This window comes from Sphingomonas zeae, from assembly GCF_014197135.1.
GTDB lineage: Bacteria > Pseudomonadota > Alphaproteobacteria > Sphingomonadales > Sphingomonadaceae > Sphingomonas > Sphingomonas zeae.
Window position 1 is genome coordinate 285,527 of sequence record NZ_JACIFA010000003.1, and the last position, 23,529, is coordinate 309,055.

Sequence of the window (23,529 nt, forward strand, 5' to 3'; positions counted from 1 at the left end):
ACCGCGATGAACCGCACGTTATTTGAGCCGCTTCGCGACGGCATTCGGGTCGGCCGCGATGATTGCTTATGCTTGGGAGCATTCGAATGAAGAAGATTGCCTTTGTTCTCGCTGCCGCCGGCCTGATGTCCGTGGCCGCCTGCAACAAGTCGCCGGAAGCGGCCGCCGTTGAGAACAACGCGGACATGCTGGCCGACAACATGGAAATGCAGGCTGACAACATGGAAGCCGTTGCCGACAACACCTCGAACGCTGCTGCTGCCGCGACCCTCGAGAACGCTGCCGACAACATGAACACCGCTGCCGACAACGTCCGTGACGCTGCCGACGCCAAGGCGGACAACATGCAGTAATGCCGCCTCGGACCTTCGGGTCCGAAGTGCCGACTGCTATGTCGGAAAAGGGCGCTTCCCATTGTGGGAGCGCCCTTTTTCTTTGATCGATTTCCCGTGTAAAAGGTACGGCGCAGCGCTTGCGAAGCCCCGGCCTATCACGCTAACGACGGTTTCGGTGGGGCCTGTAGCTCAATGGTTAGAGCTGGCCGCTCATAACGGCTAGGTTGCGGGTTCGAGTCCTGCCGGGCCCACCAACATTTTCCGGACATCGTTTCGTTCACTTGCCGGCGATCTGCCGGGATCAGGCATCGTGCCGTTGATCCAGCTGATCTCCGTCCACCAACGGCTTTTGCGATACGCTCGGACATCCGCCTGTCGCCCTGACCTAGACAGAAGCTTCTTCAAAGCAGATGAAAACGCGAAGCATTTCTACTTAGGAAATGCGCCTTGTCGCGGCCGCCCGAGCTCTTCTAAGGTGCCCACCAACGCATCCATGAAGGACTGAAGCAATGGCGGTTAAGGGCGACCCGAAGGTCATCGAATATCTCAACGAGGCGCTCAAGAACGAGTTGACCGCGATCAACCAGTATTTCCTGCACTATCGGTTGCTGGACCATTGGGGCGTCTACAAGCTCGCCCAGTTCGAATATCACGAATCAATCGATGAGATGCGCCATGCCGACTGGTTGGCGGAGCGAATCCTGTTCCTGGATGGCCTGCCCAATTTCCAGCTGCTCGGCCGCCTGCGCATCGGCGAAACGGTCGAAGAGGTGCTCAAGGGCGATCTCGCGATCGAGGTCGAAGCCGTGGCCCAGCTCAAGGAAGCCATCGCCTATTGCGAGCAGGTCCGCGACTATGTCAGCCGTGACCTGTTCCAGCGCATCCTGGCGAGCGAGGAAGAGCATGTCGACACATTGGAACGTCAGTTCGAAATGATCGCGCGCATGGGCATCCAGAACTACATCCAGTTGAACGCCATGGCGGAAAACGACACGCCCAAGTCGGGCGCGGCGCCCCATCTTCAGGGGTAAGGGCTGCGGGGCGGGTCCAACGGCCCGCCCTGACGCTTTGTCTATACCCACACACCGTTCAGCCTGAGCAAAGTCGAAGGCTCCGGAAAAACGCTCGTCACGCCCGAGTTTTGACGCCGCTCCTTGGCCTTCGACTTCGCACAGGCTGAACGGCGGGTCGGGGGCCTTCTCAGTCGTTCTTGGCGAAGGGGTTCTTCGGCGCCCGCAGCGTCAGCCGCACCGGCACAGCACCAAAGCCGAGTTCGCGCCGCATCGAATTGACCAGATAGCGCTCATAGCTGGCGGGCAACTGATCGACCCGCGTGCCAAAGATCACAAAGCTCGGCGGACGCGACTTGATCTGAGTGACGTAGCGCAGCTTGATTCGCTTACCGCCGGGCGCAGGCGGGGGATTGGCGTCGACGGCCTTCTCGAACCAGCGGTTCAGCTCGCCGGTCGGCACGCGCTTCGACCAGGCGGCCCGCGTCTCGAAGGCGACTTCGATGAGCGTATCCAGCCCTTTGCCGGTCGCACCCGACACGGTGAGCAGCGGCACGCCCTTGACCTGGCTGAGCCCGTCTTCCAGCGCCTTGCGAACGCCGTTGAACAGCGACGACGGGTTTTCGGCGACGTCCCATTTGTTGAGCGCGATCAGCAACGCGCGCCCCTCTTCCAGCACGCGGTCGGCGATGCGCAAATCCTGCGATTCCAGCCCCAGCGTCGCGTCGAGCAGCAGCACCACAACCTCGGCGAAATCAACCGCACGCAGCGCATCGGCGACGGACAGCTTTTCCAGCTTGTCCTGTACCTTCGCCTTCTTTCGCATACCGGCGGTGTCGATCAGGCGAACCTGTCGCACCTCACCGTTCCGGTCGTGCCATTCCCAGTCGATCGCAATCGAATCACGCGTAATCCCGGCCTCAGGCCCGGTAATCAGGCGGTCCTGGCCGAGGAAACGGTTGATGAGCGTCGACTTGCCCGCATTGGGCCGGCCGACGATCGCCAGCTTGAGCGGCGCATAGGGGTTTTCGAGGTCGACCTCCTCCTCTTCCTCGACCTCCCGGTCGATATAGGGGAGCAGCGCCTCGAACAGATCGCCCACGCCTTCGCCATGTTCGGCCGAAAGCTGAACCGGATCACCAAAGCCAAGCGCCAGCGCTTCCAATATGCCTTGTTCGGCCGCACGGCCTTCTGCCTTGTTCGCCGCGAGCACGATCGGTGTGTCGGAACTGCGCAGCCAGCGGGCGATCTCCTCGTCCAGCGGCATGACACCGGCGCGGGCATCGACGAGGAACAGCGCGACATCGGCCTCGCTGACCGCCGCCTCGGTCTGGCGGCGCATCCGGCCGGGCAACGTGTCGGGGTCTTCGTCTTCATAGCCCGCCGTGTCGATCACACGGAAATCCAAGCCGAGTAGATGCGCGTCGCCTTCGCGCCGGTCACGCGTCACGCCGGGCCGGTCGTCGACCAGCGCCAGCTTCTTTCCGACCAGACGATTGAACAGCGTCGACTTGCCGACATTGGGACGGCCGACGATCGCGACGATAGGGAGTTGTGCCATCGCCGTCCGTTAGCGAAAGGCGAGCCTTTCGTCACGGTACAAACGTACCGTCCCTTGGGGAACGGCCCAAGGGACGGACGCGCATTACTTATAGGCGGCGATCCGCCCCTTCTGGTCGAGGACGTAAAGCGTCCCATTGGCAACGATCGGCGGCAGTGCGAACGGCGTCTTGGTATCGACCGTCGCTTGAATCGAGCCGTCACCCGGATTGGCGTAGACGATCTGCCCTTCCGAATTGGTCAGGATCAGGCGGTTGCCCGCCAGCACCGGCCCAAACCAGGTTATCGCGCCGGTCTTCTTCTTTTCCTTGTGGAAACGCTGAAGCTGCGCGATCCAGCGCGCCTTGCCGCTCGACCGGGCGAGCGCGACCAGACGCGCATCGTCGGTAACGAGGAAAATCCACTCGCCGGCGATCCACGGAGTCGAAAGTCCCGCGAAATTCTGTTCCCACAGACGCTGGCCCGTCGATAGTTCGAGCGCCACCATACGTCCGCCCTGACCGAGCGCGTAGACCCGGCCCTGGTCGATCACAGGCGCGGCGTCGATGTCCGAGAGCGTCGACACGGACGTCGATATGCTGGTCCGCGACAGGGCGTCCTGCCACAACATCCGGCCGTTTTCATAACGATAGGCGTTCAGCTCACCGCTGGAAAAGCCGGCGACGACGGTGCCCTGGCTGGCGGCGGGCGCCGCGACGCCGTACACGCCCTGCGTCTCCAGCGTTCCCTGCCCGGCCCATACGATCTTACCATCCGCCTGGTTGATCGCGTAGAGCTGATTGTCCTGAGTCAGGACATAGACATTGCCGTTGGCGATGGTCGGCGACCCGCGCAGCGGACCGCTGGGCTTGGCGCGCCACAGCACCTTGCCGTCAGCGGCGCTGGCCGCAATCACGTCGCCCAAACCGTCGGTGGCGAACACGGTCCCGCTGTCATAGCTGGCACCGCCGCCGAAGCGCACCAAGCGATTTTCGTCACCCTCGGTGATCCCCGTCGACCACAGACGCGCGCCGGTGTCGGCGTTCATCGCCACGAGATTGCCCTCGACATCGACGACGAACAGTTTGCCCTCGGCCACGACCGGCGCAGCGCCCAGCGGGTCGCGGGCCGAACCGCCGTTGATCGTGGATGTCCACAGACGCTGCGGCTGCTCCGCCAGAGCGAGTTGCCCCATCGACTTGGAGGCATTGCCGCCCGGCTGCGACCATTCGGGGTTCGTCTCGGGCGCGGGCAACAGGACCTGCACATCGGCGATCGACTTGTCCGCCTCGACCCCCGTTTCCGAAACCAGGATCGGAATACGGTTGCCGACGGTCGGCGTCTTCTTGGGGGCGCTCTTGAATACCCCGCAGGCGCCCAGCGCCATCAGCGCGGCGAGCGCTGCCGAGGTGCGGAATTGCTTCGTCATTGGGTCTTGGTGTCCTCACTCTGGCCGACCGCGTCGACCCCCAATACGCCGGCCATCTGAACCGCACGTTGCCGCAACGTATCGGGCACATCCTTGTCGCTGGCAATCTGGCCGAACAAACGGCCCGCCTGGTCGCGCTTGTTCATCCGCAGATAGGCCACCGCGACCATCTCCCCCGCGCTGCCGAAATAGGCATTGCCGGGCACCGCCATGCCGCCCAGCCGCGCGACGACGGCCTCAGGCTTCATCGTGTCATATTCCGCCATGGTCTGGCGGATCAGCGCCAGGTCACGAAAGGGCTGGGCCAGCGACGTGTCGTTGGCCATGGCCGCGAAACGCGTCGCGGCGCCCTTCATGTCGTCGCGCTGCAACAGGATGTCCGCCTGGGTAAACTCGGCGAGCGCGCGGTAGGCGTCGATATTGGTGCCGGACAGCGCCTTGAGCTTCTCGTCGGCCGTCTTCGTGTCGTTCTGACCCAGCGCGTCATAAGCGGCCTGCAATTGCTCGCCATCGACGCCCGCTGCCTGATGCTGCCGGTGCTGCCAATAGAGATAGCCGCCGAACGCCGCCAGCGCGATGACGATCGCGGCGCCGACGATAAGGCCCCAGCGGGTCCAGAAGGTCGTCAGCCTTTCGCGACGCAGTTCGTCGTCGACCTCGCTCAAAAAGGCCTGGCTGGATTGGGGCGTTAGGGCCAAGATGGGCTCCGCTATTCTGGATCAAGGCAATAAGGAAGCCGCGACCTTTAGCGAGGAGCGGCCCCTGTGGGAAGCGGGCTTGGCTTATCCCCCATCACGCGGCGCATAGATCTGCTCCGCCCCAGGAAAGCGGCGTGCCCGCACATCCTCGGCATAGGCGCGCGCCGCCTCGCCGATCCGATCGCCCATCGTCTCATATCGGCGGACGAAGCGCGCGGTCCGTTCGAACAGGCCGAGCATGTCCTCACCCACCAGCACCTGCCCGTCGCACTCGGCCGATGCGCCGATGCCGATCGTCGGACAGGCAATGCGCTTGGTGATCTCGATGGCGATCGGCTCGACGACGCCCTCGATCACCACCGAAAAGGCCCCGGCCTCGGCGACGGCGATCGCGTCGGCGATGATCTTCTCGGCTTCCTCGGGCGTGCGGCCGCGCGCGCCGTAGCCGCCGAGCACGTTCACCGCCTGCGGCGTAAGCCCGACATGGCCCATGACGGGAATGCCGCGCTCGACCAGGAAGCGCACGGTCGACGCCATCGCCACGCCGCCCTCCAGCTTGACCGCCGCCGCGCCGGTTTCCTTGAGCAACCAGGCGGCATTCTCGAACGCCTTTTCGGGGCTAGCCTCATAGCTGCCAAAGGGCAGATCGATCACGACGACCGAATGATAGCTGCCCCGCACCACCGCCGCGCCGTGCGCCGCCATCATCTGGAGGGTCACCGGCACCGTCGAGGGCAGGCCATAAATCACCTGCCCCAAGCTGTCGCCGACCAGCAGCATGTCGCAATGCGGGTCGAGCAGCTGCGCCGACCGCACCGTATAGGCGGTCAGCATGACCAGCGGCGTCCCGCCCTTGGCGCGGCGGATGGCGGGCACCGTCAGCCGCTTCATCGGCGCGGGCGTGGGATTGGCGCGGCTGGTCGCGGTATCGAGCGTGTAGGTCGTGGACATGGCAATGCTCTAGCCGGTGCAAGCCCCTCGCTCCACCCCCTCGGTCCGTCAGAAGATTTCGGCGTAGACCTCCGGCTTGAACCCCACCGTCAGCGCGCCGTCCCGGTCGAGCACCGGTCGCTTGATGAGCGAAGGCTGCGCCTGCATCAGCCGGATCGCCTTGTCCGCGTCAATATCCTGACGATCGGCCTCGTCTAGCTTGCGAAAGGTCGTGCCCGCGCGGTTGAGCAGCTTTTCCCAGCCGACCTGATCGATCCAGCGGCGGAGCGTGGCTTCATCGATGCCGTCGGTTTTGTAGTTATGGAAACGATAGGTGACGCCGTGGTCGTCCAGCCAGACGCGAGCCTTCTTCATCGTGTCGCAGTTTGGGATGCCGTAGAGGATGTTCGTCATAAAACCTCAGCCGAGGGGTATTGCTCGGCCTTATCCCAGCGCGGGTCGAATTGCAGCAGGATAGGTTGAAGCTTGGCCTTGGACGACCCTCACAGGCTGAACGGCGGTTTCGACAACCTACCCCTCATCCTAACCCGGAGCAAGCCACGTGGGGTAGCGCCCCCCTTCCCACGCCGCTATCCCGACAGGATGCAGGATCACCCCTTTTACGCGCTTCACACTCATGGTCTGATCCGCGTCGCCGCCGCGACGCCCGCCGCCTCGGTCGGAAATGCCGGGGCCAATGCGCGGGCCATGCTGGACCTTGCCCGCAAGGCGGACGACGATGGAATCGACCTGATCGTCTTTCCCGAATTGTCGCTGACCTCCTATGCGATCGATGACCTGCATTTGCAGGGAGCCATGCACCGGGCCACGCTGGCAGCGCTGGGCGAAATGGTCGACGCCAGCGCGGCGCTGTCACCGGTCATGCTGGTCGGCGCGGCGCTGCCCCGCAACGGGCGGCTGTATAACTGTGCGGTCGTCATCGCTCGCGGGCGGATATTGGGTGTCGTCCCGAAAACCTTCCTGCCCAATTACCGCGAATATTATGAGAAGCGCTGGTTCGCCAGCGGCGCGGGGCTGACCGGACTGACCATCGAGCTGGATGGGCAGAGCGTCCCCTTCGGTACCGACCTGATCTTCGCCGCCGAAGACGTACCGGGCTTCGTGATCCATGCCGAGATTTGCGAGGATTATTGGGCGCCCACCCCGCCTTCGACGTTGGGGGCGTTGGCCGGAGCGACGATCTGTTGCAACCTGTCGGCGTCGAACATCGTGATCGGCAAGGCGCGCGACCGGGCGATGCTGGCCGCCGCGCAATCGGCCCGTGCGGCCTGCGCCTATGTCTATTCGGCGGCGGGGATCGGCGAGAGCACGACCGATTTGTCCTGGGATGGTCAGGGCCTGATCCACGAACTGGGCGAGACGATCGCCGAGTCCGAGCGGTTCCTTCGCGAACCGGCGCTCACCACCGCCGATATCGATGTCGAGCGGATCGCGCAGGAACGTCTGCGCTTCGGCACCTTCAACGATGCCGCCGCTTTTGCCGGTCATCCCGAACAGCGTTTCCGCCGGATCGGCTTCGTGCATGGAGCGGAAGCCAGCGACCGGGGCCTTCGCCGCGCCGTTCACCGCTTCCCCTTTGTCCCCGACGATCCTGCACGCCGCGATGCGGATTGTTACGAAGCCTATAATATCCAGGTCGAAGCCCTGGCCAAGCGGCTCGATGCCAGCCGGGCCACTTCACTCGTCATCGGTGTCTCGGGCGGACTGGATTCCACCCATGCGTTGATCGTCGCGGCCAAGGCGACGGACCGGCTCGGCTGGGCGCGTGACCGCATCCTCGCCTTCACCATGCCCGGCTTCGCCACTGGAGAGGGGACCAAGGCCCATGCCTGGGCGCTGATGCGCGCATTGGGCGTGACCGCCGAAGAAATCGACATCCGCCCCGCCGCGCAGCAGATGCTGTCGGACATGCGGCACCCCTTTGCGCAGGGGGAACCCGTCCATGACGTGACCTTCGAGAATGTGCAGGCGGGCCTCCGCACCGACTACCTGTTCCGCCTGGCCAATCAACGCGGCGGCATCGTGCTGGGCACGGGCGACCTTTCGGAATTGGCGCTGGGGTGGTGCACCTATGGCGTCGGCGACCAGATGAGCCATTATGCGGTCAATGCGGGCGTGCCCAAGACGCTGATCCAGTTCCTGATCCGCTGGTGCATCCGGACCGGGCAATATGACGACGAGACCAATGAGGTGCTCGCCGCGATCCTGGCGCAGGAAATCTCGCCCGAGTTGGTCCCGGCCGATGCAAGCGGTGCGATGCAGTCGACCGAGGCGATGATCGGCCCTTATGCGCTTAACGATTTCTTCGCGCATTACGTCGTCCGCTATGGCCTGAAGCCATCCAAGATCGCGTTTCTGGCATGGCACGCCTGGCGCGATGCCAAGGCCGGCGGCTGGCCCGAGGACCTGCCACAAGATGCGCGGGTCGCCTATGACCTGGCAACGATCCGGCATTGGCTGGAGCGGTTCCTGACGCGCTTCTTCCAGACGAGCCAGTTCAAACGCTCGGCGCTGCCCAACGGCCCCAAGGTGTCGCCAGGGGGCGCCTTGTCCCCGCGCGGCGACTGGCGCGCGCCGTCGGATGGCGCCGCCACGGTCTGGGTGCAGGAGCTTCGCGACGCCTTGCCTCCAATGGTATGAGCCGGACTTGGCATGGGGCGGCGAACCCGGCTATGCTCAGCCCCCGTTCGTTACGGTGATCCATAAATTGCAGGCTTCTCCCGGCCTGTCGGCACGAGAGAATTCATGAGCCTTGTCGTTCGCACCCTGTCGGAGCAGATCTTCACCATCATTCGCGAGCGTATCATCAGCGGCGATCTGCCCGAGGAGCAGCCGATCCGTCAGGATGCGCTGGCCAATGAGCTGGGGGTCAGCAAGATTCCGTTGCGCGAGGCGCTTGCGCGGCTGGAGCAGGAAGGGCTGCTGACCAGCCAGGCCAATCGCGGCTTTTTTGTCCGCTCGCTGGGCGCGGGCGAGGCGGAGGAGATTTACGAACTCCGGCTGGCGATCGAGCCCGACGCTGCCGCCCGTGCGGCTCGCGTCGCGACAGCAGACGACCAGGCCGCCGCGAGGGATGCGTTGACCGCGCTCGATGTCGCGGCGCGCGACGCGCTGCACGAGGTCGCTCACCGCAACCGCGCCTTCCATCTGGCGCTGGTCCGCCCGCTCGGCGCAGCGCTGACCTTTCAGTTGATCGAGCGCCTGCAGGTCCTGGCGGAACGTTATGTCGTTCAACATCTGAAACCCGCCGGTCGCGAGGACCGCGCGCATGAGGAGCATCAGGCGCTGCTCGATGCCTGGCTGGCGCGGGATGAGGCACGGGTCGCGGGCTTTCTGACCGACCATATCGGCGCGACCCTGGTCGATTTGCGGACGCAGCTGTCCCGCTGACCGCAGTCAGCCGGACGGGCGGATATGGGGCGTGGTAATGATACGTGCGCCGCGCCGATAGGTGAGATAGCGCCACAGCCATTGCAGGCTGACGCGAATGCGCTGCGCAAAATTTACCAGCAGCACGACATGGACGATCGCCCAGAGCATCCAGGCCGGACACCCCTTCATCCGGAAACGTCCGAAGTCGAAGATCGCCGCATGACGCCCGATGATCGCCGCATTGCCGCGGTTGTGAAAGCGGAACGGCTTGGGCGCGGTGCCCCGGGTCAGTTGGACGTATAGCGCCTTGCCCAGATAATCCCCCTGCTGCTGCGCGACCTGCGCCAGGCCAGGCAGCGGCTTGCCGTCATCGTCCAGGCAGGCGGCGACGTCGCCGAGCGAATACACATTCTCCAGCCCTTCGACACTCAGATCGGGCCTCACCGCGACTCGCCCACCCAGCCCTGGCGATACACCAAGCAGCCTGGCCGCCCCCGTGGGCGCGACACCCGCGCCCCATAGGACAGTGTGCGCCGGAATGAACCGCCCCCCGGCGGTCAGCCCCGCAGCCGTGATCGACTCGACCGGCATATTGGTCATGACCTGAACGCCCAGCCGTTTGAGCGCGCGCTCGGCATAGTCAGCAAGGGAGTCGGGAAAGGCGGTCAGGATACGCGGCCCGCCCTCGATCAGGATAATCCGCGCCGTTTCGGGACGGATGCGGCGAAAGTCGGAGGTCAGCGCATAACGGGCCAACTCGGCCACCGAACCGGCCAGTTCGACGCCGGTAGGACCGCCGCCGACGATCACGAAGGTCATCAGCGCTTCGCGGTCGGCTGTCCCGTCACGCTCGGCCTCTTCGAACGCCCCCAATATGCGCGATCGGATGCCGCGCGCTTCCTCGATCGATTTGCAAGCGGGTGCATAGCGACGCCATTCGTCATGGCCGAAATAACTGCTCGTCGATCCCGTCGCGACGACCAGCCGGTCATAGTTCAGCGTCTCGCCGGTCGCCAATGTGATCTGTTGCGCATGGGTTTCGACCTGCACGACCTCGCCCAGCACCACTCGGATATTCGGGTGGCGGCCAAGGATATGCCGGATCGGCTCGGCGACGTCGGCGGGCGATAGGGCGGCGGTCGCGACCTGGTACAGAAGCGGCACGAACAGGTGATAGTTGTTGCGGTCGACGACCGTGACCCGCACCGGCGCGCGGGCCAACCGTTGCGCCGTCGCCAACCCGCCAAATCCCGCGCCGACAATTACGACATGCGGCCAGTCGGGATCGACGCCCGCACCTGCCATATCGCGCACCTCGGCCATCAGAAGGTAACGGCGATCTTGCCGAAATGCCCACCGCTTTCCTGAAAGCGGAAGGCATCGCCCAACGCGTCCAGAGCGAAGCAGCGATCGATGACGGGCCGGAAGGCCGCATCGTCCAGCGCGCGGACAAATTCCATCTGCATCCGACGGCTACCGACGATCAGCCCCTGGAGACGCGCCTGCTTGCTCATCAACGTCGCGGTAGGGACATTCCCGGCGATGCCGGTCAGCACGCCGATCAGATGGATATGACCGCCGATCCGAACCGCGTCGATCGACTGGGCGAGCGTGCCCGGTCCACCGACTTCGATGACATGATCGACGCCGCCATCCGCCCAGTCATGGACAAGCTTTCCCCATTCGGGATGGTCACGATAGTTGATCGTGTGCGCCGCCCCCAGCGAGCGCGCACGCTCCAGCTTCTCATCGGACGACGAAGTGACGACGACCTGCGCGCCCATCATATGTGCGATCTGGAGTGCCCAGATGGACACGCCGCCGGTCCCCAGCACCAATACCCGGTCGCCGGGTTTGAGCCCGCCATCGGCCACCAGGCTTCGCCAGGCGGTCAGTCCGGCGGTGGTGATGGTCGCCGCCTCGGCATGGTCATAGCGCTCGGGCGCGCGCGTGAAGGCCGTTGCGGGAGCAACCACTATTTCGCGGGCATAGCCGTCAATCCCATCACCCGGCACGCGCGAGAAATCCCCGATCCGGGGCGGCCCTTCGTGCCAATCGGGAAAGAAGCACGAGACGACGGCGTCGCCCGCCGCAAAATCGCTCACGCCCTCGCCTGCCGCCTCGACCACACCCGCGCCGTCCGCCATGGGAATACGGCCGTCCTCGGTCGGCATGTTCCCGGAGACCACGCCATAGTCGTGGTAGTTGAGCGAGGTTGCGTGCAGCCGGACCCGGATCATGCCGGGTCCGGGCGCGCCAGGATCGGGTCGGTCGACTAACCGCAAACGGTCCAGTCCGCCGGGTGCGTCGAGGATCATCGCCTTCATGCCATCGCCTTCATCGCTGTCCATCCATGGCAAAATCAACGCGGCAACGGCGCGATGCGATCCCTCAGCCGGTCGCCAGCGCCCACCCGTCGGGCAGGAAATCGACTGACATGTAATAGTATAGGGCGCAGCTGTCGTCCCCGCCCCGGTAGCTGCCTCCCTTGACGATGCCATAGGCCATGCCGCCCAAAAATACCGGCCCGCCGCTGTCGCCGCTTCGGCAGGTGGGTCCGCGGACCGCCACCCAGGTCGGGGTGCATCCGCCGCCGCACAAGTCGCCGGCCGGAGCAAAATCCGGGGTCCAGACTTCGGCGCAGCTATATCCCGTACGCTCGCCACGATGGCAAAGGATATCTCCTCCGCGCGTCGAGTCGCGGGACCGGGCACCCGTGACGGTACGGCTGATCGTCTTGGCCGTGTCGCTCCATAAGGCGGGCGGCAGGGGTGTCGGGCTTCCGTTCACCTGGACGTCCTGATAGCCCCATCCCCATTGCCCCAAAAAGGGCAGCGGATGCTCGCGCCGTTCGGCGTCCGTCCAGGCCAGATTGTCGGGACAGTGAGCGGCCGTCACGATGGCGCTCGCCTCGCCGCGCCGGACGGCAAAGCCCCCCGTGCAGGCATAGCGGCGGCCATTGGCAGGGTCGATGCCGGTCAGCCGCGCCCCGCCCTGGAGGTCTGCCAGATCGGCGTCGGATGCATCAAGCGTCGCGATCCGCACCGGTACACCCGCAATCCGTGCGATCCGGTCTCGCAGGGCGTCGCCCGGCTCGGCCTCCGCGTCGGCGGGGGACACCATGACGACCAGCGCGCCGATCCGGGGATCGACGCCCATGCCCGGCGGCTGAGTCAGGATCGCGCGGATCTCGGTCTGATGAAGCGCCAACGCGACGACCAGTTGCTGATGCGTGGCATATGCCCCGGTACGGAAGCGGACCAGCACCGGGCTACCTGCCACCTGCACCACTCGGTCGGCGACCGGGGTGTCTCCGGTCAGCAATATGTCGATCCGGAAGGGCGCATGACCGACGGACAGCCCGGCCAGGCGATCGGCGAACTCCACCTTGAGCGCATCCGTGAGCGGCACCGAAGCCTCTTGCAGCACCAATTCGCGCGCTGCGGCGGCCAGCGTCTGGCCAGACGTCGCGGCATATTCCGCCGCATCGAGCGCCAGTGCGGCGTGCTCATCCAGCGGCACGGCTTGGGCGCGAAGCCCTCCCGGCATCAGCAGGAACGCCACGGCCCATATGGACAGGAAAGCCGATCTATACCGACGCCAAGATTTGTACTGGTTATATCCCATCGATTTAGTATGTATTGACCATGAGGCGTGGTGCCGAGCGCGGCGAACACGAGCTAGATTTTCCTCGGCGGCGGGCCAGTCCGGGCCTTGTCACCACTTCTGCTTCGTCAAAGGAAGCTCCCTCTGGCGAACAACTGGCCCGGCGGTATGCACCTGCCGGGCCTTTTTGTGTCAGTGCTCGGCAATGCCCAAGGTGCGCAGGACGCGCAAATCCTGCTCGACGACCCCGGCCGAGAAACGCTCGATCAGCCGCTGTGCCTGGCGCCACATGCCCGTCGGAGCGGGGGCGGCGCGGGGCGGCTTCAGCAGGCCTCCGCCGCACATCGCGGCAAGGGCCGAACCATGCATGGCACCATCGACCACCAGCGAGGGAAAGGGCAAGGCGGCGTCCGGTGAGGCGAAGAGCTGTCCGCCTTGCCGGTCTAGCGCATCGGCGGAGGGCGGCTGGAAGAACAGCGCGCCAGCGACCTTCGCGACGTAATGGCTGGGCGACAGCCGCGCCCACCAAATGCTGGCAAGACAAGCCGCGCCTTCGGCGACCAGCAACACCGCCTTATCGGCATGGCCCACCGCATGATCCAGTCGGGTCGCCCAGATATCGCGTGCTTCACGCGAGTCGCCATCAAAAGCGAGTTGGAGGTCGCCCCGTCGGGGCCAGGCGAACAAATCCTCCCACGGCATGACCCGCTCGCCGTCGGGCTTACCCGCCAGGGGTAGCGTGATGATCGAAAAAGGATCGTTCAGACGCAGTCCGGCCGCCATGCATCTTCTCCGTCACTAACCCGTCCAAGGTACGTCAGTCTCGGGGAAGCACAAGAGGGCACGGACGCACGCCCGCCTCACCCTGCCGCGACAGGCCGGGCCAGCCGACGGGAATCGGACAGTGCGGTCGCAATGCTGTCGACCATCAATTCATATTGATCGGCCGAATAACCGGCCGCCAGGAACGCGCGGACCTCGTGCGACGGCACGCTATAGCCATGATGCCAGCTCAGCACAGCCATCCGACGCAGGGCCTCCAACGAAGGATCGGCCAGACGCGGGTTGCGAGTGTCGCCGAAGATGCTGCCGATCGCACGGATCAGCTTGGTCGGCTCGCGCAGGCTAGACAGCCGATCGCGGCGCGCCAGTGCGACCACCTGCCACTCCAACGCTGACAGGCGGGTATCGGGGCGAATGGCCGCCGCACCCTGCTGCGCGACGACGGCATCGACCGCGCTCAGCGCGGCACCAATTTCCTGAAATGCGACATAGGCCATGATGCAAACCCCTTTTTCGCCGCGCGACATCCCGCCCCGGCCAGCATCACGCCCGCCCGAGGAAAACGGCATCCCGCCGCCCGTCCTGCTGTCTCGCTATTTTGACCGCCGAAGGTGACCATCACCTTCCATACCAAGCGGTATATTAATCAACCATCCAGCCGTCAACGACTTTCGTACCAAGCGGTACTAAAAATTTTTCCTTAGCGTGACGGCCATAGCGCCAGGGCGGAATCGACAAGGGCATCGAGCTGATCGCTCGGCACGCCCGAGCCCGCTTGGACCGCCATGCCCTGCAACACGGCATAAAGCAGGTTCGCCAGCGCCTCGGGGTCAACGTCGGGGCGAAGATCGCCTTCGTCCACGGCGCGTTGGAACCGCGCCGTAATCGCCGTCTGCACCGACGCGCGGCGTGCCACCACTTCAGCCTTGATGGATTCGGCCTCCGATCCGCAAGCGACCGAATGAATCACGCCCAGACACCCCTTTGGCTCTGTCTGGCTGGTCATCGCCTTGAGTGCGCCACGCAGCAGATGCTCGGCGACGCCGCGCGCGGTCGGCTGATCCAGCGAGTCGCGGATATAGGCGAGCTTCTCTGCCTCATAGAGGTCGAGCGCCTTGTGAAACAGCGACTCCTTGTTGCCGAATGCCGCGTACAGGCTGGGCTTGGTGATGCCCATCGCCTCGGTCAGATCGGCCATCGAGGCACCTTCATAGCCCTTGCTCCAGAATACACGGAGCGCAGCGGCCAGCGCCTGCTGGGTGCAAAATTCGCGCGGGCGGCCCTTGCACGCGGGCAAAGCATTTTCCATAACGCTCGGTATAGAATCTTGGGGCGGGTTTGGAAAGCCCTTAGGCGAGCCGCCAGAATAACGGCGCCCCAAAGCGCCCGGGATTGCCGAAAGGCATGTCCCAAGGCTTCATCGATCTGTGCGGCCCACCCGCCCGACTCTGGTCGGGCTCAGCCCTTCGCCAGTGCGCTGCGCTGACGCCCATAGGCGAAATAAAAGGCCAGGCCCGCCAGGTTCCAGATGATGAAGCGGACGATCGTCGCGCTGGGAAGGCTGAACAACAGGTAGATGCAGCCCAGAATGGCCAACGTGCCGACCAGATAGGGCTGTGGGCAGCGGAACAGTCGCTTCGCATCCGGAGCCTGGCGACGCAGCACCATCAGGCAGGCGCCGACCGCGATGAAGGCCAGCAGCGTTCCCGCATTGGCCAACTCGGCGATCTCGTCGAGGCGGAAGATGCCCGCGACGATCGCGATCGACACCCCGGTCACCAGCGTGATCCGGGTCGGAGCGCCGCTGCGCTTGCTGACCACCGCCAAGGACTGGGGCAAAAGACCGTCACGCGCCATGGTGAAGAAGATGCGGCTTTGGCCGTACATCATCACCAGGATGACCGAAGGCAATGCGATGACCGCTGCCAGTGCGATCAGGTGCGCCGCGGTCGGCTGACCCAGCGAGCGCAGCACCAGCGCCAGCGGCTCGGGCGAATTGGCCAGTTGCAGGAAGGGCAGCGCGCCCACCGCCGTCACCGCTACCGCCATGTAGATCAACGTGCAGACCAGCATCGACCCCACGATGCCGATGGTCAGGTCACGACCCGGGTTCTTGGCTTCCTCAGCAGAGGTGGCGACCGCATCGAAGCCGTAAAAGGCGAAGAACACGATGGCCGCCGCCGCCATCACGCCGCGCTTGGCCCCGTCGACCTCAGTGGCGCCAAAACCATAGGGCATGAAGGGATGGAGATTGGCATTGTTGAAGGCGGGAAGCGCGAAGGCAACGAACACGCCCAGCGCGACGAGCTTCACGACGACCAGAATGATGTTCAGCGTCGCACTCTCACGCGTGCCCGCGACCAGCATTCCCATGACCGACAGCGCGACCAACACTGCCGGCAGGTTGATGATGCCTCCGCCATGTGGCCCCGACAGCAATTCGGGCGGCAGATGCACGCCCGCCGCTTGTATCCAGCCAACCAGATAACCCGACCAGCCCACCGCCACGGTCGAACAGGCCAGCGAATATTCGAGGATCAGGCTCCATCCGACGACCCAGGCCAGCGTCTCGCCCAGCGCGGTATAGCTGAAGGTATAAGCGCTGCCCGCCGCCGGGATGAGCGTCGCCAGCTCCGCATAGGCGAGCGCCGCACAGGCGCAGACTGCTCCCGCAATCGCAAAGGCCAGGATGACGGCAGGTCCGGCGCGCTCCGCCCCGACACCGGTCAGCGTGTAGATGCCGGTACCGACGATCGCGCCGACCCCCAGAGCGATCAGGTGCGGCCAGCTGAGCGTCTTGGCCAGCGCCTGCCCCTCCGCGTGCTGGGTCACGCTGCCCAGCGCTTTTCTTGGTCCAAACATCGTCGAGAATCCCCCGCCCTATTGGCTTATCATTGTCAGTCGACGGGCGCGAACCCGCCTTTGAGGTCCATCAGGGTGGACCGAATATGCATCTCAAGCAATGCCTGAACCCGGTCCGCATCGCGCGCGAGAAACGCGTCGAGCTGCTCACGATGCTCCAGATGCGCCCGCGCATCACGCCCCGCAGGCTGCAAATGCGCCACGACATAGCGTTCTGCGAGCAGCGCCAGCTGTCGGATCAACTGGATGGTCAGCGGCCGACGGGTCGGACGGACCATCGCCATGTGGAAGCGGCGGTTGCAGATGGCGACGCGCGCCAGATCAGTGGCCGCCGCCTGGTCGAGTGCCTCGAACGCTGCGACGAGTGCTGCGCGGTCCTCGTCATCGGCGACCAGCGCGGCGCGCGCCGCCGCCGACGGCTCGAGCTTCAGGCGAAGGCCGTAAATATCCTCGGCCTGCGCGGCGGACAGCGCGCTGATCATATAGCCCCGATTGGCGACGCCGTGGAGCAGCCCTTCCTGCTCCAATCGTGCCATCGCCTCGCGCAGCGGTATCTTGCTGACGCCCAATTCCGCGGCCAGCGCGTCCTGGCGGATCGGCCGATCGGCGGGGATCGCCCCGGCGATGATCCGTTCGCGGACGATCGCGAAGATGCGATCCGCAAGGGTCTGCACGACGATGACGCCCTCGCCCCGATGACGCCCGTCATCTCGGGCGCTGTCCAGGGGCGAGGACGTCGTCGCCATCAGGCGGCCTTGGCCTGGCCCAGCGTCGGACGGGTCGCGGCGGCCTTTTCGACCATCGCGATCACCTCGGCGCGGCGCTCGCCTTCCAGGACATAGCGCGGCGGCAGGACGCGCTCCGAACCACGGCCCATGACCTGCTCGGCCAGCTTGATCGACTGGACCAGGTCATGTTCGGCGTCGAGGTGGAGAAGCGGCATGAACCAGCGATAGATTTCCATCGCCTTGGCATGATCGCCACGGTCGAACGCCGCGACCAGCTCGACCGACTCCTTGGGGAAGGCGTTGGTCAGGCCCGAGACCCAGCCCTGCGCACCCAGATACAGACCTTCGAGCGCCACATCGTCCAAGCCCGCGAATAGCGTATAGCGATCGCCGAACGCGTTGCGGAAATCGGTGAAGCGGCGCGTATCCGGGGCCGATTCCTTGACCGCCACGATGTTCTTTACCTCGACCAGCGCTTCCAACACCGTCTGGTCGATAACCGTGCGATAGGCAGGCGGATTGTTGTAGAGCATGATCGGCAGGCCGGTCTGGTCCGCCACGCCCTTGAAGTGGTTCACCAGCTCATGCGACTTGGGCACATAGACCATCGGCGGCAGCAGCATCAGGCCATCGGCCCCGGCCTTTTCCGCCGCCTGTGCGTAACGGACCGCTCGGCGCGTGTCATATTCGGAAACGCCGGTGATGACGGGCACGCGGCCAGCCACCGCCTCGACGATCGCGGTCAGGACGGTGACCTTCTCGTCATAGTCGAGCGAGTTGTTCTCTCCGACAGTGCCCAGCGCGATGACGCCGGTCACGCCGTCGCGGACCAGATCGTCGACGACACGCTGCGTGTCGACAAGATCGATCGACAGATCCTCCCGGATCTGGGTCGTCACTGCGGGGAATACGCCGCGCCAGCCGATGCTCACTATCAGTCTTCCTGCTATTGTTTTAGATACCGTATACTGTTTAACGCGTCATCGCTGTTGGGTCAATCGTCATTCCTCATCCGGATAGGGTCCTTTGCCCCCTTCCGCTATGAGCCGATCCGTCCGCTGATCGATGACCGGTAACGGCACGTAACCCAGTTGAAGCATCGCATCGTGCCAGGCGCGAATGTTGAACTTGGATCCCAGCGCCTTTTCCGCCTTGGCCCGCGCCCGCTGAAAGGCAAGCTGCCCCATATAATAAGACAGCGCCTGACCGGGCCATGCGATGTAGCGGTCGACTTCGGTCTCGATCTCATGATTCGACAGGGCGGTATTGTCGCGCAGATAGGCCTGCGCCCTCTCGCGGCTCCAGCCCAGGGCATGAATTCCGGTATCCACGACCAAGCGCGCTGCGCGCCATGCCTGATAGGACAACATACCAAAACGATCATAGGGGTCCTTGTAGAACCCCATTTCCTCGCCCAACGCCTCGCAGTAAAGCGCCCAGCCCTCGCCGTAAGCCGACAGGTAATTGTCGCGACGGAAGGCGGGCAGGTTCTTGTTCTCGGCGGCCAGCGGCATCTGGAAGGCGTGCCCCGGCGCGCTTTCGTGCAGGGTCAGCGCGGGCAGTGCGTAAAGCGGACGCGACGGCAGGTCATAGGTGTTGACCAGATAGATGCCCGGTCCGCCGCGCCCGGAGGTGTAGAAGGGCGCCTGATCCGCGGGCACGGGTTTGATCGCAAAGCGGCTGCGCGGCAGATGGCCAATCCACTGCGCAGCGACCCCGTCAAAGCCCTTTGCGATCCACGCCGCCTTGTCGAGCAGCTCCTGCGGCGTCTTCGCGTAGAATCGGGGATCGGTCCGCAGGAAGGTCAGGAATGCGGGCAGGGCGCCCTGGAACTTCACCTCCTTCATCACGCCGTCCATCCGCGTGCGAATGCGCTGCATCTCGGACAGGCCGATCGCATGGACCTGCTCCGGTGTCATGTCGGCGGTCACATATTCGCGGATCTTGGACCGGTAATAGGCCTGTCCATCCGGCAGGTCATAGGCCGCCGTACTGGCCTGCGCGTGAGGGATGTAATCATTGCGCAGGAAGGTCAGCAGCCGCTGATGCGCGGGCAGCACATCGTCGCGGATCGCCGCCTTCGCCTCGGCCCGCAACGCCGCAGCGGTCGCAGGCGCCATGTTGGTAGGCATCGTCTTGAAGGGCTCGTAAAAAGGCTGGGCATCGCCGACCCCGGCTTCGACCACCTGCGCCACGCCGATCTCACGCCCCGTCAGCGTGATACGCGGTACGGTAAAGCCGCGCGCGAGCCCGGCGCGCATGTTCGCGATCTGCTGATCGTAATAGCGTGGCATCTGGCGCAGCATGGCGATGTAATCGCGATACTGGCTTTCCTTGGTGAAGCTCCCCCGCGCCCAACTGGCCAGATTGCCCCAGAAGCTGGTGTCCGAATTGAGCGGCTTTTCATATTCCCGGAACCGCTGCGCAGCGAGGAGCGCGTCGATCTGGCCGCGATAGACCATATAGTCGGTCCGCACATCGGGGGAGAGCCTGGCCGGATCGATGGTGTCGAGCGCCTTGGCGGTCGCTTCCCAGCGCGCCAGTCGCGCGGCCTGGGCGGCGGGGCCGACATCGGGCAATTGCCGCGAGCCCGCGCTACCGCTGTCCTGATCGGCGGCATTCTGGCGGATACGCCATTGATATTCGGCATCCGACAGCGCGCGGAACTGGGCATCCGGCGTGGTGGCCTTGGGGGCGATCTGGGGGCGGCCCTTGGCCTGCACTGCGCCGAGCGGCATCGCCGCGATGGCAGCCCCTGCCAGCAGCCATCCGATCCGGTTCGTCATGTTCATATCCCCTTGCTCAACCCTTCAGCGCGGTCACGTCGCGGTAGAGATCGGTCGAAATCTCGACCCCCTCGACCAGCGAGACTTCCCGCGCGGTATAACGACGGGCGGAGGGCAGACGCGCCCCCTGCCCCGTGATCGCCGCGAACATGGCCTCGGCCCGATCCTGATGCTCCGGCAGAAAATCGCCGAGGAACCCCCTGGGATCGATCGCGATAATCAGTTCACCACCCAACGGCGAGCCGCCACGCCCAGCGTCCCAGTCGATCGACTCCCGGCTGGTCATGTCGCCGATCAGCGGCCCGGCCAGCAATTCGATCATCGCGGCCAATGCCGATCCCTTATGCCCGCCAAAGGTCCGCATTGCGCCCGCCAGCATCGCCGCCGGGTCGGTCGTCGGTTTGCCCTCCGCATCGACGCCCCAGTCGTCCGGCACGCTCCTGCCCGCCCGGCGATGCAGTTCGATTTCCCCGCGCGCGACCATGCTGGTGGCGAAGTCGAACACGAAAGGCGGCCCGTTGGGGCGCGGCCAGCCAAAGGCGATGGGGTTGGTACCGAACACCGGCTCGGTCCCACCCGACGGCGCGACCCAGGCATGGCTGGGCGTGAAGGCGAGCGCGACCAGCCCGGCTTCCGCCAGTTCCTCGACCTCGGGCCAGAGCGCGGCGAAATGGACGACATTGTTGAGCGCCAGCGCGGCGATGCCGTTGGCCTTTGCCTTTTCGATCAGCGCAGGCTTTCCGGTCTGAAAGGCGAGTTGAGCAAAGCCGCCGCCGCCATCGACCCGGACAAGCGCGCGAGCGGGATGCGACAGCACCGGCTCGGCATCGGGGACGACGACCCCTTTCTCGATGCTGGAGACCGCGACGAGCAAGCGGTAGATGCCGTGCGAGGTGCATCCATCGCGCTCGCCCGCCACCATCGTCTCGGCGACCGCCTCGGCATGGGCCGGGGCAAGACCGGCACCCCGCAACTTGGCCCGTGCCAGCGTCCGCAATTCGTCCAAGGCCATCCTCACCCCGGTCACGCCGTCGCCCCCGCCTTGGCCGCGAACAGCCTCATACCAAAGATCGGCCCCGCCGTGCTGCGGTCATGCGGCACGATCCGCACCCGCACGCTCTTCTTGCCCGTCGTCAGCGCGGGCGGCAGCGGATACTCCACATCGAAAAACGCGCCCGGCTTGTCATTTTCCAGATGCTGGGTCGCGACCTTCACATTGTCGACCAGAATATCGAAGTCGCGCGCCCGCTCCTCACCCCAATAGGTGCCTTGCAGGATCATCGGGCCGGGGCGCACTGCCATGGTGAACTCGAAATAGCCCCCCGAGCGCGCGTCACGCCCCTGCCGCCCGCGATAGGAAACGGGGTAGGAAATGTCGGAGGTCAGCCCATGGTCGCGCTCCGGCTGCATTTCGCCCAGATGCATGACATCGACCGAACGAGCGGCGATGTCGCGGGCCTTGGCTTGATCGGCCAGGAACGCCGCCTCCTGCGCCCTCCACCCTGCGTCGGTGAAGCGCTTGAAATAGACCGCGCTGCGGCGGTCATACTGGCTAAAAAAGGGCACGAAGCTCAGATCCGCCGGACGGAAGATGCCCGCGGTGGTGTAGCGCGCGGCCGCCGGATCGGCGGCGGCGAAGCCTGCCAGCGGATTGGCTCCCACCAGCACCGGGTCGGGCGAGTCCCACTTGCCTTCGCGACCACCCAGGTCGGCCGCCATCACCATCGGCCCGCGCAGGACCGCGACGACCGTATCGTCGCCCGGCGCCGTCTCGACCCGCAGTTCGAGCGGCAGGCGGATCGCCACCTTGTCCCCGACCTTCCACCGGCGATCGATGACGGCATAGCCCCGCTCGAAGCGCGGCGTCACCGGCTGTCCATTGACCTCGACCTGTGCCTGCCCATTGGCCCAGCCGGGCACCCGCAGCGCCACTTGGAAGCGGCCCGAACGGTCCAGCCGCGTGAAGCTCAGCGTCGCCTGGCCGTCCATCGGATAGGCGGTGTCGAGCACCACGGTCGCGCCGCGCTTCTCCCACCGCGCTTCGGCCGGGATGTAGAGATTGACGAAGAAACTATCGCCACCCTGCCAGAAGATGGACTCGCCATGCTTGGCATGGGCTTCCATCCCCGAACCGACGCAGCACCAGAAGGCGTCGTCCTTGTCGGTCGAAAACTCGCGAGCCGCGCCGCTCATCAGCGGCGTCATATAGGTGAAGCCGCCATGGGTTGGATGCTGCGCGGCCATCGCATGGTTCAGATGCGCGCGCTCATAATAGTCGAAATAGCGCCCGTCCGGCTGCCAGCCGTAGAGATGCCGGGTCAGCTTCATCATGTTGTAGGTGTTGCAATGCTCGCACGTCTGGTCGGTGATGTGCCGCGCGATCGTATCGGGCTCGGAGAAATATTCGCGGTCGGCATTGCCGCCGATGACATAGCTGTGATGCCCGGTGACGGTTTCCCAGAAGAAGCTCGCACCCCTGGCGGGTTCGGGCTTGCCGGTAATCTCGTGGATGCGCGCCAGGCCGATCAGCTTGGGCACCTGGGTGTTGGCGTGGAAGTTGGCGAGCTTGTCCTCGCCCGCCACCAACGGATCGAGCACCTTGCGGTCATAGATACGCTCGGCCAGCGCCAGCCACTGGCGATCGTTCGTCCGCTGGTAGAGTTCAGCATAGCTCTCGTTCAGCCCGCCATATTCGCAGCCGAGGACCGTCTGCATCTGCGCATCGTCGAGCGCGGCGAAGACCCGCGCGAAATAGCCGCCCAGCTTGACCGCGACATCCAGCGCCTGCGCATTGCCCCAGCCGCCATGGATGTCGAGCAGCCCGGCGAACAGCTTGTGCACCGTATAGAGCGGCGACCAGGAACCGTTGAGGTCGAAGCCGCCCGACTTGATCTTACCCGCTATGATCTCGGGGAAAATCTCCTCGCCGTCGACTACCTTGCCATCGGCCCGCTTGCGCCCCAATGCGCCGACATAACCGGTGCCGCGCTTGGCCTGTGCCTCGGCCAGCTCGGCCACGATATAATCGGCGCGGCGGCGCATCTCTGGATCGCCGGTCTGCTGCCAGGTCAGGACCAGCGCCGACATGTAATGGCCCAGCGTATGGCCCGCGATCGTGTCGCTTTCCCACCCGCCATAGATCGGCGCCTTCGGCTCCAGCCCGGCATATTTTCGGAAATTATGGAGCAGCCGGTCGGGGCTGAGGCGATAGAGATAGCGTCGGTTCGTCTCGACCGCTGTCGCATAGACCGACGGCCGCAACCGCACCGCCGACAGCGGCAGCGGCTCCGCCTTGGCCGGGAGGATCGACGGCGCTGCCCCGACCGCTCGCGTCGCCATTCCCATCAGCGCGACACCGGCCGCCCCCTGCATCCATTCCCGCCTGCTCGACCGCAGCATCTTGCTCTCCCTGTAATACTGTATACCAATA

General features: G+C 65.0%; 21 protein-coding genes and 1 tRNA gene. 5 read left to right on the forward strand and 17 right to left on the reverse strand.

Annotated features, from left to right (window positions below):
• Positions 1-86: 86 nt before the first annotated feature.
• The 3 genes from GGR45_RS06690 to bfr all read left to right on the forward strand — a co-directional run bounded on the left by GGR45_RS06690 (position 87) and on the right by bfr (position 1,366).
• Positions 87-353 carry a hypothetical protein gene (locus GGR45_RS06690; protein ID WP_175312111.1) on the forward strand — a complete coding sequence of 89 codons (267 nt, stop codon included), beginning with the start codon at positions 87-89 and terminating at the stop codon, positions 351-353.
• A gap of 160 nt (positions 354-513) precedes the next feature.
• Positions 514-589, forward strand: a tRNA-Ile gene (locus tag GGR45_RS06695).
• A gap of 255 nt (positions 590-844) precedes the next feature.
• Entirely contained in the window at positions 845-1,366 is a 522-nt protein-coding gene (gene bfr, locus GGR45_RS06700) for a bacterioferritin (protein ID WP_175312110.1), read from the forward strand.
• A gap of 169 nt (positions 1,367-1,535) precedes the next feature.
• Here bfr and der read toward each other — a convergent pair whose 3' ends face one another.
• The 5 genes from der to GGR45_RS06725 form a co-directional block, all read right to left on the reverse strand.
• Entirely contained in the window at positions 1,536-2,906 is a 1,371-nt protein-coding gene (gene der, locus GGR45_RS06705; protein ID WP_175312109.1) for a ribosome biogenesis GTPase Der, read from the reverse strand.
• A gap of 84 nt (positions 2,907-2,990) precedes the next feature.
• Positions 2,991-4,313, reverse strand: a complete 1,323-nt coding sequence (locus GGR45_RS06710) for an outer membrane protein assembly factor BamB family protein (protein WP_175312108.1) — start codon at positions 4,311-4,313, stop codon at positions 2,991-2,993.
• Positions 4,310-5,011 (reverse strand): tetratricopeptide repeat protein, encoded by a 702-nt coding sequence (locus GGR45_RS06715; RefSeq protein WP_175312107.1) that lies wholly within the window; start codon positions 5,009-5,011, stop codon positions 4,310-4,312. Before GGR45_RS06715 ends, GGR45_RS06710 begins: the two co-directional genes overlap by 4 nt.
• Positions 5,012-5,095: 84 nt before the next feature.
• Positions 5,096-5,962: a 3-methyl-2-oxobutanoate hydroxymethyltransferase gene (panB, locus tag GGR45_RS06720; protein ID WP_175312106.1), complete on the reverse strand. Its 867-nt coding sequence runs from the start codon at positions 5,960-5,962 to the stop codon at positions 5,096-5,098.
• 48 nt (positions 5,963-6,010) lie between these two features.
• Positions 6,011-6,355, reverse strand: a complete 345-nt coding sequence (locus tag GGR45_RS06725; protein WP_175312105.1) for an ArsC family reductase — start codon at positions 6,353-6,355, stop codon at positions 6,011-6,013.
• A gap of 189 nt (positions 6,356-6,544) precedes the next feature.
• Between GGR45_RS06725 and GGR45_RS06730 the strand changes: the two genes are divergently transcribed.
• Together GGR45_RS06730 and GGR45_RS06735 are read left to right on the forward strand one after the other, a co-directional pair.
• Positions 6,545-8,602 (forward strand): NAD(+) synthase, encoded by a 2,058-nt coding sequence (locus tag GGR45_RS06730; protein ID WP_175312104.1) that lies wholly within the window; start codon positions 6,545-6,547, stop codon positions 8,600-8,602.
• Between the two features lie 105 nt (positions 8,603-8,707).
• The gene (locus GGR45_RS06735; protein ID WP_175312103.1) at positions 8,708-9,352 is read left to right on the forward strand and encodes a GntR family transcriptional regulator; all 645 of its coding nucleotides are present in this window, start codon (positions 8,708-8,710) and stop codon (positions 9,350-9,352) included.
• 6 nt (positions 9,353-9,358) lie between these two features.
• Here GGR45_RS06735 and GGR45_RS06740 read toward each other — a convergent pair whose 3' ends face one another.
• From GGR45_RS06740 to GGR45_RS06795, 12 genes are all read right to left on the reverse strand, one after another.
• The gene (locus GGR45_RS06740; RefSeq protein ID WP_246358091.1) at positions 9,359-10,657 is read right to left on the reverse strand and encodes an NAD(P)/FAD-dependent oxidoreductase; all 1,299 of its coding nucleotides are present in this window, start codon (positions 10,655-10,657) and stop codon (positions 9,359-9,361) included.
• Positions 10,657-11,661, reverse strand: a complete 1,005-nt coding sequence (locus tag GGR45_RS06745; protein ID WP_175312102.1) for a zinc-dependent alcohol dehydrogenase family protein — start codon at positions 11,659-11,661, stop codon at positions 10,657-10,659. Before GGR45_RS06745 ends, GGR45_RS06740 begins: the two co-directional genes overlap by 1 nt.
• 64 nt (positions 11,662-11,725) lie before the next feature.
• The gene (locus tag GGR45_RS06750) at positions 11,726-12,898 is read right to left on the reverse strand and encodes a chymotrypsin family serine protease (RefSeq protein WP_285138787.1); all 1,173 of its coding nucleotides are present in this window, start codon (positions 12,896-12,898) and stop codon (positions 11,726-11,728) included.
• A 234-nt stretch (positions 12,899-13,132) separates the two neighbouring features.
• Positions 13,133-13,723, reverse strand: a complete 591-nt coding sequence (locus GGR45_RS06755) for an alpha/beta hydrolase (RefSeq protein WP_175312101.1) — start codon at positions 13,721-13,723, stop codon at positions 13,133-13,135.
• A gap of 77 nt (positions 13,724-13,800) precedes the next feature.
• Positions 13,801-14,220 carry a hypothetical protein gene (locus tag GGR45_RS06760; protein ID WP_175312100.1) on the reverse strand — a complete coding sequence of 140 codons (420 nt, stop codon included), beginning with the start codon at positions 14,218-14,220 and terminating at the stop codon, positions 13,801-13,803.
• Positions 14,221-14,423: 203 nt separating this feature from the next.
• Positions 14,424-15,032, reverse strand: coding sequence for a TetR/AcrR family transcriptional regulator (locus GGR45_RS06765; protein ID WP_175312099.1), 609 nt, complete (start codon positions 15,030-15,032; stop codon positions 14,424-14,426).
• Positions 15,033-15,181: 149 nt separating this feature from the next.
• The gene (locus tag GGR45_RS06770) at positions 15,182-16,585 is read right to left on the reverse strand and encodes an amino acid permease (protein WP_175312098.1); all 1,404 of its coding nucleotides are present in this window, start codon (positions 16,583-16,585) and stop codon (positions 15,182-15,184) included.
• A 35-nt stretch (positions 16,586-16,620) separates the two neighbouring features.
• Positions 16,621-17,331, reverse strand: coding sequence for a GntR family transcriptional regulator (locus GGR45_RS06775; protein WP_175312097.1), 711 nt, complete (start codon positions 17,329-17,331; stop codon positions 16,621-16,623).
• Positions 17,331-18,245 (reverse strand): dihydrodipicolinate synthase family protein, encoded by a 915-nt coding sequence (locus GGR45_RS06780; RefSeq protein WP_175312096.1) that lies wholly within the window; start codon positions 18,243-18,245, stop codon positions 17,331-17,333. Before GGR45_RS06780 ends, GGR45_RS06775 begins: the two co-directional genes overlap by 1 nt.
• Before the next feature lie 69 nt (positions 18,246-18,314).
• On the reverse strand, positions 18,315-20,105 hold the full coding sequence (locus tag GGR45_RS06785) for a DUF885 domain-containing protein (RefSeq protein WP_175312095.1): 1,791 nt from the start codon (positions 20,103-20,105) through the stop codon (positions 18,315-18,317).
• Between the two features lie 10 nt (positions 20,106-20,115).
• Positions 20,116-21,111, reverse strand: a complete 996-nt coding sequence (locus GGR45_RS06790; protein WP_175312327.1) for an Ldh family oxidoreductase — start codon at positions 21,109-21,111, stop codon at positions 20,116-20,118.
• Positions 21,112-21,122: 11 nt separating this feature from the next.
• Positions 21,123-23,498, reverse strand: coding sequence for a glycoside hydrolase family 127 protein (locus GGR45_RS06795; protein WP_246358092.1), 2,376 nt, complete (start codon positions 23,496-23,498; stop codon positions 21,123-21,125).
• Positions 23,499-23,529 lie beyond the last annotated feature (31 nt).

What these genes read in the sequence shown, in the direction of transcription:
- GGR45_RS06690 (WP_175312111.1), top strand. Translation starts at nt 87, where the DNA reads ATGAAGAAGATTGCCTTTGTTCTCGCTGCCGCCGGCCTGATGTCCGTG.
- bfr (WP_175312110.1), top strand. Translation starts at nt 845, where the DNA reads ATGGCGGTTAAGGGCGACCCGAAGGTCATCGAATATCTCAACGAGGCG.
- der (WP_175312109.1), bottom strand. Translation starts at nt 2,906, where the DNA reads ATGGCACAACTCCCTATCGTCGCGATCGTCGGCCGTCCCAATGTCGGC.
- GGR45_RS06710 (WP_175312108.1), bottom strand. Translation starts at nt 4,313, where the DNA reads ATGACGAAGCAATTCCGCACCTCGGCAGCGCTCGCCGCGCTGATGGCG.
- panB (WP_175312106.1), bottom strand. Translation starts at nt 5,962, where the DNA reads ATGTCCACGACCTACACGCTCGATACCGCGACCAGCCGCGCCAATCCC.
- GGR45_RS06725 (WP_175312105.1), bottom strand. Translation starts at nt 6,355, where the DNA reads ATGACGAACATCCTCTACGGCATCCCAAACTGCGACACGATGAAGAAG.
- GGR45_RS06730 (WP_175312104.1), top strand. Translation starts at nt 6,545, where the DNA reads ATGCAGGATCACCCCTTTTACGCGCTTCACACTCATGGTCTGATCCGC.
- GGR45_RS06735 (WP_175312103.1), top strand. Translation starts at nt 8,708, where the DNA reads ATGAGCCTTGTCGTTCGCACCCTGTCGGAGCAGATCTTCACCATCATT.
- GGR45_RS06740 (WP_246358091.1), bottom strand. Translation starts at nt 10,657, where the DNA reads ATGGCCGAGGTGCGCGATATGGCAGGTGCGGGCGTCGATCCCGACTGG.
- GGR45_RS06745 (WP_175312102.1), bottom strand. Translation starts at nt 11,661, where the DNA reads ATGAAGGCGATGATCCTCGACGCACCCGGCGGACTGGACCGTTTGCGG.
- GGR45_RS06755 (WP_175312101.1), bottom strand. Translation starts at nt 13,723, where the DNA reads ATGGCGGCCGGACTGCGTCTGAACGATCCTTTTTCGATCATCACGCTA.
- GGR45_RS06760 (WP_175312100.1), bottom strand. Translation starts at nt 14,220, where the DNA reads ATGGCCTATGTCGCATTTCAGGAAATTGGTGCCGCGCTGAGCGCGGTC.
- GGR45_RS06765 (WP_175312099.1), bottom strand. Translation starts at nt 15,032, where the DNA reads ATGGAAAATGCTTTGCCCGCGTGCAAGGGCCGCCCGCGCGAATTTTGC.
- GGR45_RS06770 (WP_175312098.1), bottom strand. Translation starts at nt 16,585, where the DNA reads ATGTTTGGACCAAGAAAAGCGCTGGGCAGCGTGACCCAGCACGCGGAG.
- GGR45_RS06775 (WP_175312097.1), bottom strand. Translation starts at nt 17,331, where the DNA reads ATGGCGACGACGTCCTCGCCCCTGGACAGCGCCCGAGATGACGGGCGT.
- GGR45_RS06785 (WP_175312095.1), bottom strand. Translation starts at nt 20,105, where the DNA reads ATGAACATGACGAACCGGATCGGATGGCTGCTGGCAGGGGCTGCCATC.
- GGR45_RS06790 (WP_175312327.1), bottom strand. Translation starts at nt 21,111, where the DNA reads ATGGCCTTGGACGAATTGCGGACGCTGGCACGGGCCAAGTTGCGGGGT.
- GGR45_RS06795 (WP_246358092.1), bottom strand. Translation starts at nt 23,498, where the DNA reads ATGCTGCGGTCGAGCAGGCGGGAATGGATGCAGGGGGCGGCCGGTGTC.